General features: G+C 71.0%; 15 protein-coding genes. 9 read left to right on the plus strand and 6 right to left on the minus strand.

The window, feature by feature from the left end:
* Positions 1-36: 36 nt before the first annotated feature.
* From rsrA to IW245_RS24145, 3 genes are all read right to left on the minus strand, one after another.
* Positions 37-318: a mycothiol system anti-sigma-R factor gene (rsrA, locus tag IW245_RS24135; RefSeq protein WP_197005447.1), complete on the minus strand. Its 282-nt coding sequence runs from the start codon at positions 316-318 to the stop codon at positions 37-39.
* The gene (locus tag IW245_RS24140) at positions 315-929 is read right to left on the minus strand and encodes a sigma-70 family RNA polymerase sigma factor (RefSeq protein WP_267919996.1); all 615 of its coding nucleotides are present in this window, start codon (positions 927-929) and stop codon (positions 315-317) included. The genes rsrA and IW245_RS24140 overlap by 4 nt, the downstream gene beginning before the upstream one ends.
* A 303-nt stretch (positions 930-1,232) precedes the next feature.
* Positions 1,233-1,583 (minus strand): WhiB family transcriptional regulator, encoded by a 351-nt coding sequence (locus tag IW245_RS24145; RefSeq protein WP_372445231.1) that lies wholly within the window; start codon positions 1,581-1,583, stop codon positions 1,233-1,235.
* A gap of 205 nt (positions 1,584-1,788) precedes the next feature.
* Here IW245_RS24145 and aroA point away from each other — a divergent pair, with 205 nt between their 5' ends.
* Positions 1,789-3,060 (plus strand): 3-phosphoshikimate 1-carboxyvinyltransferase, encoded by a 1,272-nt coding sequence (gene aroA / locus IW245_RS24150; RefSeq protein ID WP_233472906.1) that lies wholly within the window; start codon positions 1,789-1,791, stop codon positions 3,058-3,060.
* Positions 3,061-3,131: 71 nt separating this feature from the next.
* The gene (gene rsgA, locus IW245_RS24155) at positions 3,132-4,061 is read left to right on the plus strand and encodes a ribosome small subunit-dependent GTPase A (protein WP_233472920.1); all 930 of its coding nucleotides are present in this window, start codon (positions 3,132-3,134) and stop codon (positions 4,059-4,061) included.
* A gap of 93 nt (positions 4,062-4,154) precedes the next feature.
* Here rsgA and IW245_RS24160 read toward each other — a convergent pair whose 3' ends face one another.
* Positions 4,155-5,753, minus strand: a complete 1,599-nt coding sequence (locus tag IW245_RS24160; RefSeq protein WP_197005450.1) for an SPX domain-containing protein — start codon at positions 5,751-5,753, stop codon at positions 4,155-4,157.
* Positions 5,754-5,839: 86 nt separating this feature from the next.
* On the opposite strand from IW245_RS24160, the gene hisN reads away from it, so the two are divergent.
* The 6 genes from hisN to IW245_RS24190 all read left to right on the plus strand — a co-directional run bounded on the left by hisN (position 5,840) and on the right by IW245_RS24190 (position 11,995).
* Positions 5,840-6,634: a histidinol-phosphatase gene (gene hisN / locus IW245_RS24165; protein ID WP_197005451.1), complete on the plus strand. Its 795-nt coding sequence runs from the start codon at positions 5,840-5,842 to the stop codon at positions 6,632-6,634.
* Between the two features lie 81 nt (positions 6,635-6,715).
* Positions 6,716-7,552 carry a hypothetical protein gene (locus IW245_RS24170; protein ID WP_197008655.1) on the plus strand — a complete coding sequence of 279 codons (837 nt, stop codon included), beginning with the start codon at positions 6,716-6,718 and terminating at the stop codon, positions 7,550-7,552.
* 20 nt (positions 7,553-7,572) lie between these two features.
* Entirely contained in the window at positions 7,573-8,502 is a 930-nt protein-coding gene (locus IW245_RS24175) for an ABC transporter ATP-binding protein (RefSeq protein WP_233472907.1), read from the plus strand.
* Entirely contained in the window at positions 8,502-9,263 is a 762-nt protein-coding gene (locus tag IW245_RS24180) for an ABC transporter permease (protein ID WP_197005453.1), read from the plus strand. Before IW245_RS24175 ends, IW245_RS24180 begins: the two co-directional genes overlap by 1 nt.
* A 7-nt stretch (positions 9,264-9,270) precedes the next feature.
* Entirely contained in the window at positions 9,271-10,053 is a 783-nt protein-coding gene (locus IW245_RS24185) for an ABC transporter permease (protein ID WP_197005454.1), read from the plus strand.
* A 25-nt stretch (positions 10,054-10,078) separates the two neighbouring features.
* A complete protein-coding gene (locus IW245_RS24190) occupies positions 10,079-11,995 on the plus strand; it encodes an MFS transporter (RefSeq protein ID WP_197005455.1) in 1,917 nt (638 codons plus the stop codon).
* Between the two features lie 87 nt (positions 11,996-12,082).
* Here the strand turns inward: IW245_RS24190 and IW245_RS24195 are convergent, their stop codons facing one another.
* Together IW245_RS24195 and IW245_RS24200 are read right to left on the minus strand one after the other, a co-directional pair.
* Complete coding sequence (locus IW245_RS24195; protein WP_233472908.1) at positions 12,083-12,892, minus strand: polysaccharide deacetylase family protein; 810 nt, start codon at positions 12,890-12,892, stop codon at positions 12,083-12,085.
* A gap of 53 nt (positions 12,893-12,945) precedes the next feature.
* Positions 12,946-13,311 carry a MarR family winged helix-turn-helix transcriptional regulator gene (locus IW245_RS24200; protein ID WP_197005456.1) on the minus strand — a complete coding sequence of 122 codons (366 nt, stop codon included), beginning with the start codon at positions 13,309-13,311 and terminating at the stop codon, positions 12,946-12,948.
* 86 nt (positions 13,312-13,397) lie between these two features.
* Here IW245_RS24200 and IW245_RS24205 point away from each other — a divergent pair, with 86 nt between their 5' ends.
* Positions 13,398-14,810 carry an MFS transporter gene (locus IW245_RS24205; protein ID WP_197005457.1) on the plus strand — a complete coding sequence of 471 codons (1,413 nt, stop codon included), beginning with the start codon at positions 13,398-13,400 and terminating at the stop codon, positions 14,808-14,810.
* The last annotated feature ends 62 nt before the right edge of the window (positions 14,811-14,872 follow it).

Raw genomic sequence — 14,872 nt, forward strand, 5'->3', positions numbered from 1 at the left:
TTAGAGCCCGTCCGGATTGATCACCGTCTCGGGTACCTACGCGAGGTCGCGCAGCTCGGCCTCGAACGACGGCTCGGCGGCGATCTCCTCGATCCGCATCCGCAGCCGGTCGCGCAGCTCGGTCGGGGCGGACTCGCCGCCGCAGCACCGGGCCACCAGCGCCTTGACCTCCTGCTCGATGCCGAACTCCCGCAGGCACGGCGTGCACTCGTCGAGGTGGGTCTGGATCAGGCCACGGCGACCCTCGTCGCATTCCAGGTCGAGGTAGAGATAGACCTCGGCGAGCACCTCGCGGCAGTCGGCGGCGTCGTCGCTCACGACTGCACCTCCTGCCGGGCCTGCCCCTGACGCTCGGAACCGCCGAAGCCGCGCTCGGCGGCGTAGCTCTCGAGCAGACCGCGCAGGTTGCGCCGGCCGCGGTGCAGCCGGGACATCACGGTGCCGATCGGGGTACCCATGATGTCGGCGATCTCCTTGTACGAGAAGCCCTCGACATCCGCCAGATACACCGCGAGCCGGAACTCCTCCGGCAGCCGCTGGAGCGCGTCCTTGACGTCGGAGTCGGGCAGCCGCTCGAGCGCCTCGGTCTCGGCGGACTTCAGCCCGGAGGACGTGTGCGACTCGGCCTCGGCCAGCTGCCAGTCCGTGATCTCCTCGGTGGGCGCCTGGATGGGCTGCCGCTGCCGCTTGCGGTAGGAGTTGATGTACGCGTTCGTCAGGATCCGGTACAGCCAGGCCTTGAGGTTCGTGCCCTGCTCGAACTGGTGGAAGGCGGCGAACGCCTTCATGAACGTCTCCTGGACCAGGTCCTCGGCGTCCGCCGGGTTCCGGGTCATCCGCAGGGCGGCCGCGTAGAGCTGGTCGAGGAACGGCATCGCGTCCCGCTCGAACCGGGCCCTCTGCTCCCCGACGCCCTCGGCTACTGGCACTGTGCGATCCCCCCTGGTCCGCGTGGTGCGGCTCTGGAGAGAGGATACGGCCCGAACCTGGAAGACATCGCCTGAGGTTGCGGGCCACTCGGGTGCCGTCAGCAGCTGCTGCAAGTGCTCGCTGCCCTGCTCCCGCAGGATGGTCGCCACGTGCGTGCTCCCCTCCAGCCCTGCCGACCAGAGCTTCACAGGGGAGAACAGCGACAAAGCCACGGACATTCCCTCTCCTGGGGCCGGTGAGGTGAGTCACCGGCCCCAGGGAGGGTTGTGGAGGTTCCCCGCGAGGTGCCGGGTACGTCCTGTCTAACGACCGGCGTCCGCGTAGGTTGCGTCTCCGGCCGTGCGCCAGGCGACCAGCATCGCTCGCCTCTCGCGGGGCAGAGTTCCGCCCCAGACGCCGTTGATGTCACCGGACTCCAGCGCCCAGGCTAGACATGCGCCGGATACGACGCACGAGCCGCACAGCGCCATGGCTGCGTCGGCTTGATCCCGTTCTGTCGGAGCTGGGAAGAACATCTCGGGATCGACTGAGCGGCATCGTCCGTCGATGCGCCAGCCGGCATCCATCTCCCGCTGCTCGTGGGCCTGCAGAAGCCGCGGGTCGCGGCGTGCTGCGGCCACCTCGTGTGGGCGTGGCATACGCGCCCTTGTCATTGACCACCTCCCCCGTGCTGCCGGCGGGTCACAACGCCGGCGCTGTGTTTTACCGCACAGAAAGCCGGCCCGACAAGGGGTTAGCCGTGGATTGTTCAACATGTGAAATCATAAATTTACTCAATTCATGACAATGCGCTGGTGGACCCGGCGAATGTCGGCGGGGCTTTCCCCGCGGCGGCACTCGACCCGGCAGACTGGACCGGTGACCGAAACCTCCTGGACAGCACCCACCGCGACCGGACCGATCCACGGCACCGTCAGGCTGCCCGGTTCGAAGTCCATGACCGCCCGTGCCCTCGTCCTCGCGGCAGCGAGTGTCGACGCCTCCACGCTCCGCCGGCCGCTCAGCGCCCGGGACACCGACCTGATGGCCGCCGCCCTCCGGGGCCTCGGCGCGCAGGTCACCGTCGAGGACGAACTCTGGACGATCCGTCCGCGCCCCCCGCGCGGCCCGGCACACATCGACGTGGGCCTCGCCGGCACGATCATGCGTTTCCTCCCCCCGTTCGCGGCGCTGGCCGACGGGGACATCACGTTCGACGGCGACCCCTACGCGCGGCGCAGGCCGCTCAAGCCGCTCCTCGACGCGCTGCGCTCCCTCGGGGTCAAGGTCACCGGTGACGGGCTGCCGCTCACCGTGCACGGCACCGGCCGGGTCCGGGGCGGCGAGGTCACCATCGACGCGTCCCTGTCCAGCCAGTTCGTGTCCGGGCTGCTGCTCGCGGCCACCGACTTCGACGAGGGCGTCGTCGTGCGGCACGTCGGGCCGCCCGTGCCGTCCGCGCCGCACCTGAAGATGACGATCCAGATGCTGCGCGACGCCGGCGCCGGGGTCGACGACTCCGTGCCCAACGTGTGGCGGGTCGAGCCGGGCAAGCTCGCCGGTCGGGCCTGGAACATCGAACCGGACCTGTCCAACGCCGCGCCGTTCCTGGCCGCGGCGCTGGTCACCGGCGGCGAGGTCAAGGTGCTCGACTGGCCGCGGTCGACGACCCAGCCCGGCGACCAGCTCCGGATCCTGCTCGGCCAGATGGGCGGCTCCTGGACGCTGGACACCGACGGCCTGACCTTCCGGGGTACCGGGAACCTGCGCGGGATCGACGCCGACCTGTCCCAGGTGGGCGAGCTGACCCCGGTGATCGCCGCGTTGTGCGCGCTGGCCGACTCGCCGTCGCACCTGCGCGGCATCGGCCACATCCGCAACCACGAGACCGACCGGCTGGCCGCGCTGGCCCGCGAGCTGTCCAAGGTCGGCGCGCAGGTCGACGAGACCGAGGACGGGCTCGCGATCACCCCCGGCAAGCCCAGCGGCGCGGTCTTCGAGACCTACGACGACCACCGGCTCGCGCACGCCGCGGCGGTGATCGGCCTGCGGGTCGAGGGGATCGAGCTCACCGATGTCAGTTGCACGTCGAAGACGATGCCCGAGTTCCCGCAGCTGTGGACCGGGCTCCTGAAGGGCCAGAACTCCTGAAGCAGTCGAAGGATTTTGACGAGGACGACGTCCGGGTCCGGCCAGGGAAGCGCTCCCGGCCCCGGACCCGGATCCGTCCCAAGCACACCGACGCGACGGCCGGGCTCGTGATCGCCGTCGACCGGGGCCGCTACACCTGCGTCACCGACGACGGCGAGCTCACCGCCATGCGGGCCCGCGAGCTGGGCCGCAAGTCCGTCGTCGTCGGCGACCGGGTGGGGCTGGTCGGCGACGTGACCGGCTCCGCCGGGTCGCTGGCCCGGATCGTCCGGATCGAGGAGCGGGTGTCCACGCTGATGCGGACGGCCGACGACGACGACCCGACCGAGCGCGTCGTCGTCGCCAACGCCGACCAGCTCGTCATCGTGGCGGCGCTGGCCGACCCGCAGCCCCGGACCGGGTTCATCGACCGGTGCCTGGTCGCGGCGTACCACACGGGGATCACGCCGCTGCTGTGTCTCACGAAGGGCGACCTGGCCGGCCCGGAGGAGTTGCTCGACTACTACTCCGACCTGGACCTGGCCTGGCTCGTCATGCAGCCCGGCTCCTCGATCGACCCGCTGGTCGACGCCCTGGACGGCAAGCTGTCCGTGCTCGTCGGGCATTCAGGGGTCGGGAAGTCCACGCTGGTCAACCGGCTGGTGCCCGGTACCGACCGGGCCGTCGGGGTGGTCAGCGCCATCGGCAAGGGCCGGCACACGTCCACCAGTGCAGTGGCCCTGCCACTGGTCAGCGGCGACGGCTGGATCATCGACACGCCCGGGATCCGCTCGTTCGGCCTGGCGCACGTGTCGGCGCACAGCCTGCTGTACGGCTTCGACGACCTGGTCGACGGCACCTTGGACTGCCCGCCGAACTGCGAGCACGACGAGCACTCGCCGGACTGTGCGCTGACCGGCTGGGTCGCGGCGGGCAACGCCGACCCGCGCCGGCTCGCGTCCTACCGGCGGCTGCTGGCGTCCCGCGCGGGCGAGGAACTGTCGGGGCCCGACCGGACCTGAGGCCCCGCGGAAGGGCCGGCGCTGCCGAAGGGAACGCCTCGCGGAGGTGCCGCCGCTGCCGGCCCAGGTGCGCGACATAGTCAGATAATGGGGTTAGTTTGTCATTGTATTTGGCAAATGAGGGCCCAGGTAGCCGACGTAAATGGTGCCCGTGGTGGCTGTCGCGTCGTGGAAGTGCAGGCGGGGGGCGATCGCCCCGGACGCGCCGATCCGGATGTGCGCGCCCATGAAGATCCGGCCGGCGGGGTGCACGGCCGTCGGCACCGGCAGCATCCGGTGATTGGCGAACTTGGCGGTGTTCACCACCGTGTCCGACTCCGCCGGCGCGACCTTGCGGGCCGTGATCGCCAGGCCGCCCGGTGGGGGCTGGCGGCACCAGGCGTAGAAGTTGTTGCTGAACTCGCCGGCCGCGCGGGCCCGGGCGTAGTCGGCGAGGGCGCGCAGGGCGTCCCAGGCGGACACCGCCCAGGTGGAGTACTCGTGCTGTTCCTCCAGCGCCAGGGTCCGCTGCCGGTCCCCGGTGAACACGACCCGGGGCAGTTCGCCCGTGTCGAGGCGGTCCAGGAGTTCGTCGAAGGACTTGGGCGGTTCCTCGATCGGCGGGCCGGCGTAGACGCGGTCGCCGTCGCCGGACTCCGTGAGCAGGCGTTCGAGGTAGCGGACCCGATCGACCAGGCGGCTGCGTTCGCGCTGCTCGGTCTCCAGTTCGCTGTTGGCGTCGAACAGGCGGCTGTCGAGCTCGTCGCGGCGGGAGCGGGCCTGGTCGCGTTCCCACTCGATCTCCTTGAGCAGGTGTTCGAGGTCCTCGTAGCGGCCGCGCAGCTGGGTGAGCTCCACCTCCGACTCGCCGCCGGAACGGGCGAAGCTCACCTTGGCCAGGGCCGCCGGCAGCGGGCGGGAGGCGGCCAGCCGGCGGGGCAGCAGGCCGATCAGTTGCCGGGCCCGAGCCGGGTCGGCCTCGATCCGCCGGCGGGGCAGCACGGGGTGCCGGGGCGCGTCGTCGGTGATCGCCGGGTCGGTCTCCTCCAGGTACGTCCGCAGGCAGCCCATCGCGAGCTGGTGACCGCAGCCGCCCATCCCGTGGTTGAACTCGGCGAGTGCCGGCGGGTCCAGGATGTACACGCTGGCCAGGCCCGCCAGGTCCTCGGTCACGCCCGTCACGTCCTGGCGCCAGTCGTCGAACGGCCGGTCCGGGTGCGGGGCGGCCACCACCACCGGCAGCCGGCGGTGCGGGGAGCAGACGACGTCGAGGAGGTCCTCGACCCGGTCGGGGCGGATCAGCTCGGGGGTGGCCCGGAGCACCGCCTCGTCGTCGTACGCGTCGAACTCCTCCAGCAGCAGCCGGGCCAGCTTCGGCACGTGCGCCGGCTGCGGCTCACCGCCCGTGACCGGGACGTGCTCGATGTCGAGGGCGACCCAGCTGCGGGTCGTGGTCTCCGCCTGCACGGTCAGCGTGCTCAGCCAGGTGCCCTCGTGGTCGCGCTCGCGGAGCTGCCAGCCCCGGGTGCCGGTCGGGCGCACGTAGCGCATGTAGACGCTGGGGGCGAGGTTCTGCAGCTCGTTGTCGTACGCGGAGACGCTGTAGTGCTTGTCGCGGAGCCAGGTGCGCAGCTCCTGCTCGGCGCGTTCCCGCGCCTCGCGGAAGGCCAGGTCGATGTGGAAGGCGGTCCGGTAGGGCAAGCCTGCGTCCACGCGAACCTCCCATCGACTCCCATCAAAGATACCGGTGGGTCCCGGCTCGGCAGATCCTCTGAACCGGCATCGGATAGGTTTTCGCCATGACGAGCTACTCGGACGACCTCGGCCTGGCCCATCTCCTGGCGGACACCGCCGACGCCATCTCGATGTCCCGGTTCCGGGCGCTCGACCTGGTGGTGGACTCCAAGCCGGACCTGACCCCGGTCAGCGACGCCGACACCGCCGTCGAGAAGGCGCTGCGCGCGACGCTGGCCCGCAGCCGGCCCCGGGACGGGGTGCTGGGCGAGGAGTTCGGCACCACCGCGGCCAAGGCCGGGCCGGGCAACCGGCAGTGGGTGCTGGACCCGATCGACGGCACGAAGAACTTCGTTCGAGGGGTACCGATCTGGGGCACCCTGATCGCCCTCCTCGAGGGCGGCGAGCCGGTCCTCGGTCTCGTGTCGGCCCCGGCGCTCGGCCGGCGCTGGTGGGGGGCGCGCGGGCACGGCGCGTTCGCCGGGAAGCACGCGGCGCAGGCCACCCGGATCCGGGTGTCGGCGGTCTCGAAGCTGTCGGACGCCTCGCTGAGCTACTCCTCGCTGGGCGGCTGGGAGGAGGCCGGCCGGCTCGACGGCATGCTGGACCTGATGCGCGGGGCGTGGCGGTCGCGGGCGTACGGCGACTTCTACGGGCACATGCTGGTCGCCGAGGGCGCGGTGGACGCGATGGTGGAGCCGGACCTGGCCCTGTGGGACATGGCGGCGCTGGTGCCGATCGTCACCGAGGCCGGCGGGACGTGCACGAACCGGGCCGGTGAGCCGCTGCGCGGGCCGGGCAGCGTGCTGATCAGCAACGGCCGGATCCACGACGTGTTGTTGGACAAGCTCGGAGAGTGACTTGAGCCCGCCTGCTGAGGACCGGGCACCGGTCGGGACTAAGCTCGATCGGTGTCCTCCGGTTGGTTTTTCCTCGCAGCGATGGTCGTCGCGTACGGCGTGGCCAACCTCTTGCAGTCAATCGGGGTAAACAAGACAAAAGCGCGCAATAACATGCACCCGAAGCTGCTGGTCCGACTGTTCGGCCAGCGGGTGTACCTGCTGGGCCTGCTCTGCCAGATCGGCGGCTTCGTGCTCGCGTTCCTGGCCCGCAAGGACCTGCCGCTCTTCCTCGTCCAGGCGTGCATGACCGCCGGGCTCGGCGTCACCGCCGTGCTCGGCGTGCTCGTGCTCAAGTGGCGGCTGCCCCGCGCGGAGGTGGGGCTGCTGGCCCTGCTCGGCGCCGGGCTCGTCGGGCTCGTGTTCGCCGCGCACCCCGCGCCGTCCCGCCAGCTCGGCCTGCTCGGCATCGTGCTGCTCATCGTCGCCCTGATCGGCATCGCCACGGCCGGGGCGTTCGCGGCCAAGCTGCCGGGGGTGCGCGGCTCGATGACGCTCGGCTCGCTCGCCGGGCTGAACTTCGCGGCGGCGGCGATGGCCTCGCGCCCGCTGGCGAATGTGAACAACTTCGTCACGTTCGTGTCCGACCCGCTGCTGTACCTCTTGATCGTGCACTCGCTGTGCGGCTCCCTGCTCCTGGCCCTCGGCATGCAGCGCGGCTCGACCATGGCGGCGATCGCCGGCATGGACGCCGCCGCCGCCGTCCCCGCCGCCGTGCTCGGCCTGCTGTTCCTCGGCGACCAGATGGTCGCGGGCCGCGAATGGCTCGCCGGGCTGGGCTTCCTGGTCACGCTGGCGGCCGTGCTCGCCCTCACCAGGTACTCGGCTCCGCAGCAACTGCCCGCCCGGTCCGAGAAAGCCGTTGCGGAAGTGTCATAGCGTCGCGATACCGTGCGTGCGTGTCCCTGATTCACGCGCGCGACCTCGTCAAACGATTCGGTGACTTCACCGCCGTCAACGGCATCGACGTCGACGTCGCCCCCGGTGAGGCGTTCGGATTCCTCGGGCCGAACGGCGCTGGCAAGTCCTCCACCATGAAGATGATCGGCTGCGTCTCCCGGCCCACGTCCGGCGAGCTGCGGATCCTCGGCCTGGACCCGGTGGCCGACGCCAGCGCGATCAAGGCCCGGATCGGCGTCGTCCCGCAGACCGACAACCTCGACCAGGAGCTGACCGTCCGGGAGAACCTGACGGTCTACGCGCGGTTCTTCGGAATCTCCCGGTCCGTGGCCCGCGAGCGCGCGGCGGAGCTGCTCGACTTCGTCCAGCTCACCGAGCGGGCCGACGACCGGGTCGAGCCGCTGTCCGGGGGCATGAAGCGCCGGCTGACCATCGCCAGGGCGCTGATCAACGAGCCGGAGCTGGTCCTGCTCGACGAGCCGACCACCGGGCTGGACCCGCAGGCCCGGCACCTCGTCTGGGAGCGGCTGTTCCGGCTCAAGCAGCGCGGCGTCACCCTCGTGCTGACCACGCACTACATGGACGAGGCCGAGCAGCTCTGCGACCGGCTCGTCGTGATGGACGGCGGGCGGATCGTCGCCGAGGGCTCGCCCCGCGAGCTGATCGAGCGGCACTCGACCCGGGAGGTGCTGGAGCTGCGGTTCGCCCTCACCGAGATGGACGAGCTGGGCGCGTTCGCCGAGAAGCTCGACGGGATCGCCGACCGGATCGAGATCCTGCCCGACCGGCTGCTGCTCTACACCGCCGACGGCGACGCGGCGACGGCCGAGGTGCACGCCAGGGGCGTCACACCGGCCTCCGTACTGGCCAGGCGCGCGACCCTGGAGGACGTGTTCCTGCACATCACCGGCCGGACGCTGGTCGACTGATGGCCGGCACCCTAGCTGTCTACGAGTTCTTCGCCGTCGGGTACCGGCGGCTGTGGCGGGCCAGCATCTTCGGCCAGTTCATCTCCCCGCTGCTGTTCGTGGTGGGCATCGGGATGGGCGTCGGCACGTTCGTGAACCGGGCCGGCGTGCTCGGCGTCGACTACGTGAGCTACCTGGTGCCCGGCATGCTGGTCTCCGTCGCGCTCCAGCTCGCGGTCGGCGAGTCCACGTTCCCGGTATTCGGCCACTTCCACTGGAACCGCTACTACTACGCGATGCAGGCCACCCCGGTCGCCGAGCGCGACATGGTCGCCGGCCAGCTCGCGTTCCTCGTCACCCGGGTGCTGCTGGCCGGGTCGGTGTTCCTGGGCGTGACGGCGGCGTTCGGCAAGGTGCACACCTGGTGGGTGATCGGCTGCCTCGGCGTCGCGGTGCTGATCGGGCTGGCCGGCGGCTCGGCCACGATGGCGTACACGGCGTGGATCACGTCCGAGAGTTCGTTCGCCGTGCTGTTCCGGTTCGTGCTCACCCCGCTGACCCTGTTCTCCGGGGTGTTCTTCCCCGTGGCCCAGCTGCCGGTCTGGCTGCGCCCGGCCGCCTACGTCTCCCCGCTGTGGCACGCCGTCGAGCTGAGCCGGCAGTTCGCGTTCGCCCGGTTCCACCTGTGGCCGGCGCTCGGCCACACCGGCTACCTGCTCGTCTGGGTCGCGGTCGGGTTCGCGCTGACCCGCCGCGCCTTCGCCCGCCGGCTCTCGTCGTGAGGACACCATGAACACCCTGATGGCTTCCGCCCGCCGGTCGGGCGCTCTGATCGAGCGCAACATCGCGGTGTACAGGCGGATCCCGTGGACGATCCTGTCCGGCTTCCTGGAGCCGGTGTTCTACCTGTTCAGCCTGGGCATCGGGGTCGGGGCGCTGGTGAAGGCGACGTTCGAGGTGGACGGCACCCCGATGTCGTACGCGCTGTTCGTCGCCCCCGCGATGATGGCCAACGCCGCGTTCGTCGGGGCGGTGACCGAGAGCGTGTTCAACTTCTTCGGCAAGATGAAGTTCGCCCGGCTCTACGACGCGGTGCTGGCCACCCCGGTGCAGCCGCTGGAGATCGCCGCCGGTGAGCTGACGTTCGCGCTGGCCAGGGGCGGGCTCTACTCGGCGGCGTTCCTCGCGCTGATGTCCACGATGGGCCTGGTCACCTCGTGGTGGGCGCTCGCGGCCCTGCCGGCGGCGCTCCTGGTCGGGATGGCGGCCGGCGGGCTGGGCCTGGCGGTGTCGACGTTCCTGCGGGGCTGGCAGGACTTCGACTACGTCGGCGGCATGCTGGGCGTGCTGTTCCTGTTCTCCGGCACGTTCGCGCCGCTGGAGCTGTATCCGACGTGGGCGCAGTGGCTGATCCAGGCCACCCCGCTCTACCACGGGGTGGAGCTGATCCGGGGGCTGACCACCGGGCACGTGCACCCGGGGCTGCTGGTGCACGTGGCGTACCTGCTGGCGCTCGGGGCCCTGGGGCTGTGGGTGGCGAGCCGGAGGATGACGAAACTCCTGCTCCGGTAGGTTTACCGCCCGTATTGTCGGGAACATGTCGCAGCAGAGGCGCAGTGTCGGGGTCATCATCGGCGCGCTGATGCTCGCCATGCTGCTCGCCGCGCTCGACCAGACCATCGTGTCCACGGCGCTGCCCACGATCGTCCGGGAGCTGGGCGGGCTGGAGCACCTGTCGTGGGTGGTCACGGCGTACATGCTCGGGTCGACCGTGGCGACGCCGCTGTGGGGGAAGCTCGGCGACCAGTACGGCCGGAAGAACCTGTTCCTCGGGGCGATCGTCATTTTCCTGGCCGGCTCGGCGCTGTGCGGGCAGGCCGGCTCCCTCGGCGAGCTGATCGCGTTCCGCGCGGTGCAGGGCGTCGGCGGCGGCGGGCTGATGGCGCTGGCGGCGGCGATCGTCGGCGACGTGGTGCCGCCCCGGGAGCGCGGCCGCTACCAGGGCCTGTTCGGCGCGGTGTTCGGCGTGAGCAGCGTCGCCGGTCCGCTGCTCGGCGGACTGTTCGTCGACCACCTCAACTGGCGCTGGGTGTTCTACGTGAACCTGCCCCTCGGCGTCCTCGCCCTCGTCGCGGTCGCCGCCGCGCTGCACTCCACCGAGGTGAAGACCCAGCACAAGGTCGACTTCCTCGGGATCGGACTGCTCGCGGCGGCCGTGAGCTGCCTGGTGCTGCTGACCAGCTGGGGCGGGACCACGTACGCGTGGGGGTCCGTCGAGATCCTCGGGCTCGGGGTGGCAGCGGTGCTGCTCGGGATCGGCTGGTGGCTGTCCGCGCGCCGGGCCGCCGAGCCGGTGCTCCCGCTGCACCTGTTCCGGATGCGGGTCTTCACCCTCGGCGCGGCGATCAGCTTCGTGATCGGCTTCGCGATGTTCGGGGCGCTGACGTTCCTGCCGCTGTTCCTGCAGGTGGTGCACGGGGTGAGTGCGACGATGTCCGGCGTGTACCTGCTGCCGATGGTCGGCGGCATGCTGCTGACCTCGATCACCAGCGGCCAGCTGATCAGCCGGACGGGGCACTACCGGATCTATCCCATCGTCGGCACCGTGGTCACGGCCGGCGGACTGTTCCTGCTGTCCCGGATGGACGAGCACACCTCGGCACCCGTCTACAGCGGCTACTTCTTCATCCTCGGCGCCGGCCTCGGCCTCGTGATGCAGGTGCTGGTCATCGCCGTGCAGAACTCCGTCGGCTACCGCGACCTGGGCGTCGCCACCTCCGGGGTGACGTTCTTCCGCTCGATCGGCGGCTCGTTCGGGGTGTCGGTGTTCGGCACGATCTTCTCCAACCGGCTGAAGGCCACGCTGGGCACCGCCCGGCCGGGCACGCCGGAGTACCTGCACGCCTACTCGGCCTCGTTGCAGACCGTCTTCGCGATCGCCACGCCCATCGCGCTGCTGGCCTTCGTCTTCGCGCTCCTGCTCCGCGAGGAACCCCTGCGCGACGGCCTCACGAACTCCGACCTGGGCGAGTCGCTGGGCGGCGCGCCCACCCAGCGCACCAGCCTCGCCGAGATCGAGAAGGCGCTCTCCCAGCGGGCCGACACGGAACTCCGACACGGGTACTACCGCTGGCTCGCCGCCGAGTCCGGCCTGGCGATCAGCCCCGCCGGGTGCTGGATCGTGGCCCGGTTGTCCCAGCTCGGGCCCACCCCGGCGGCGGAGCTGGCCGACCTGGCGGGGACAACGGTCGAGAAGGGCCGGCCGTACACCGACGACCTGGTCGAGGCCGGGCTGCTCCGGCGGGCGAACGGGACGCTGGAGCTGACCATGCCCGGCGAGCAGGCCGCAGAGCGGTTGTTCGCGCTGCGCCGGGCCGGGTTGGTCCGGCTGCTCGGGGACTGGACGCCGGACACCGAGCCGGACCTGGACGCGTTGCTGGACCGGATGAGCCGGGCGCTGCTGGGGGCGGACGCTGACCGGGGGTCGGTGCGGGTCGGAGGTCGGGCGGCCTGAACCGGCGAGGGTGCGACGTCCGGCCGCGCCGGGGGCCCCGGGGCGGGCGGGCTCGGGCCGGCGCGCCGACGAGGCTCGGGCCGGGGCCTACAGCGGCACGAGGGTGAACCGGTTCTTCAGCGTCGGAATCAACCGACGGTACGCCTCGATCGTGTCCGGCTTCCCGTTGTCGTGGGACAACACGATCGACCCCGGCCGCGTCGACGAGTTCACCGCACCCACCACGTGCTCGATCATCGGCCCGCCCGTGCCGTACTTGGCGCTCTCCCAGTCCCGGGGGTCCACGTCCCAGTACGCCGAGCGCATGCCCATCTGCCGGGCCATCGCGACCAGCCCCGGGGTGAAGTTGCCGCCGGGCGCCCGGAACAGCGTGATCGGCACGCCGGGCGCGGCATTGTGGATGGCGTCGTTGGTGCGCTGCAGGTCGGCACGGATGTACCCGTCGTCGTGCTTGGCGAGGTCGAGCAGGTGCTGCCAGGAGTGGTTGCACAGGCTGTGCCCCTCGGCGGCGATCCTGCGGACCAGCTCGGGGTGGTCGCGGGCCCGGAAGCCGACCAGGCAGAACGTGGCCTTGACCCCGTTCTGCTTGAGGATGTCGAGGATCCGCGGTGTGTTCACCGGGTCGGGGCCGTCGTCGAAAGTGAGCGCCACGGCGCTGGTACCCGTGAAGCGCATCGCACCGCTGGGGCCGTCGGCCACGGGCGGGGCCGGGGCCTGCGCCGACGGGGACGCCGAGGGCGACGGCGACGGCGAGGGGGTCGGCGACGGGGTGGGGCTCGGGGCGAGCGTCGGCGTCATCGGGCCCGCCGGTTGCCAGAGCGCCTCGCGGCGGGAACGGCCCGCGACTCCGCCGGCCCAGGCCCCGCCGAGCACGACAACGATGGCGAGCGCAGCCACGAGAGTACGGCGCAATGCGAGCTCCGGAGGGTCGAACGGGACGTCCGGCCAGGTTACGCCAGGTTGTCCGCCAACACAGCCCTCTGGGTCGGCAACGCCTCCGTGTACCGCTGGGCGCCGGTGTCCGTGAGCTTCACGTAGACACCCCGGCGGTCGGTCGCGCAGATCTCGCGGGTGACGAGGAAGTCCCGTTCGAGTCGGGCGACGACCCGGGACAGCGCGCTCTGGCTCAGGTGCACGCTGGCGGCGAGCTCCTGGATCCGCATGCACTCCTCGTTCTGGTCCAGGCGTTCCAGCACCTCGAACTCGCTGACGCCGAGCTGGTGCTTCTCGTTCAGCTCACGGTCGAGGGCACAGGAGGTGGCGTGGTAGCGCTCCAGAAGGCCGCGCCAGGCGTTGACGAGCTCGGTGTCGGTCACGGCCGGATCCTACCAGGACCCATACATAAAATGTAAGTGCATTTTTTGCAGTTGCATTAATTGCATGTGCATGTAGATTGGTGATCATGACCTCCGCGGCAACCCTTGCCCCTCCAGCCCCAACAGTCACCTGGACCCCTCGCCTCTGGGGCGCGCTCGTCGTGCTCTGCGGCGCGCTCTTCCTCGACGGACTCGACATCTCGATGGTCGGCGTCGCGCTCCCGTCGATCGCCGGCGAGCTGGGCCTGAACCCCTCGTCCCTGCAGTGGATCGTGAGCGGCTACATCCTCGGCTACGGCGGCCTGCTCCTGCTCGGCGGTCGCACCGCCGACCTGCTCGGCCGGCGCAGGGTGTTCCTGATCGCCCTCGCCGTCTTCGCCGCCGCCTCCCTGCTCGGCGGCCTGGTCAGCGACCCGACGCTGCTGATCGCGACCCGGTTCATCAAGGGCGTCGCCGCGGCGTTCACCGCCCCGGCGGGCCTGTCCATCATCACGACCACGTTCCCGGAGGGCCCGGCCCGCAACAAGGCGCTGAGCATCTACGCCGGGTTCGGCGCCACCGGCTTCTCCTCGGGCCTGATCCTCGGCGGCCTGATGACCTCGGTCGGATGGCGGTGGACGTTCCTGCTGCCGGTCCCGATCGCGCTGGCCGTCCTCGCGTTCGGCGCCCGACTCATCCCCCGCGACCACGCGCCGGAGAACCGGGGCGGCTACGACATCGCCGGTGCCGTGACCAGCACCGCCGGCCTGCTGATCCTGGTGTACGCCGTCGTGCAGGCCCCCACGGTCGGCTGGCTCGCGGTGAGCACCCTCCTGGAGATCGCCCTGGCCGTCGCCCTGCTCGTCGCGTTCGTCGCCATCGAACTGCGGGCGGCGCACCCGCTCGTCCGGTTCGGCATCTTCCGCAACCGGTCGGTGGTCTCGGCGAACCTGGCCGCGATGTCGATGTTCGGCTCCTACGTGGGCTTCCAGTTCATCGGCACGATGTACATGCAGTCGCTGCTCGGTTGGTCCCCGCTGAGCATGGCGCTGGCGTTCCTGCCCGCCGGCCTGATGGTGGCCGTCGGCGCGCCGCGCGCCGGGTTCCTGGTCAACCGGTTCGGCGCCGGAAAGGTCGTCGCCGCCGGATTCGTGTTCTTCGTGGTCGGCTACGCGCTGTTCCTGCGGATCGGGGCCGAGCCGCACTACGTCTCCGAGGTGCTGCCGAGCATCATCTGCCTCGGATTCGGCTTCGCGCTGGCGTTCCCGACCCTCAACATCCAGGCCACCACCGGGGTCGAGGACTCCGAGCAGGGCCTGGCCTCCGGGCTGGTGCAGACGTCGATGCAGGTCGGCGGCGCGATCGTGATCGCTGCGGTGACGGCCGTGATCGCCTCGGCCGGCAAGGTCAGCACGCCCCGGGAGGTGCTGGACAGCTACTACCCGGCGCTGACCGTGGTCACGGCGGTGGCCATCGCGGGGTTGGCCTTCACCATGCTGGGCATCCGCAAAAACCGTTAAACCTCTATCCGGTTACGGCGACACCTCCCCCGGCACGCGCCGGTCTCCGGGGCACTCCCGGA

This window comes from Longispora fulva (genome assembly GCF_015751905.1).
Classification (GTDB): domain Bacteria; phylum Actinomycetota; class Actinomycetes; order Mycobacteriales; family Micromonosporaceae; genus Longispora; species Longispora fulva.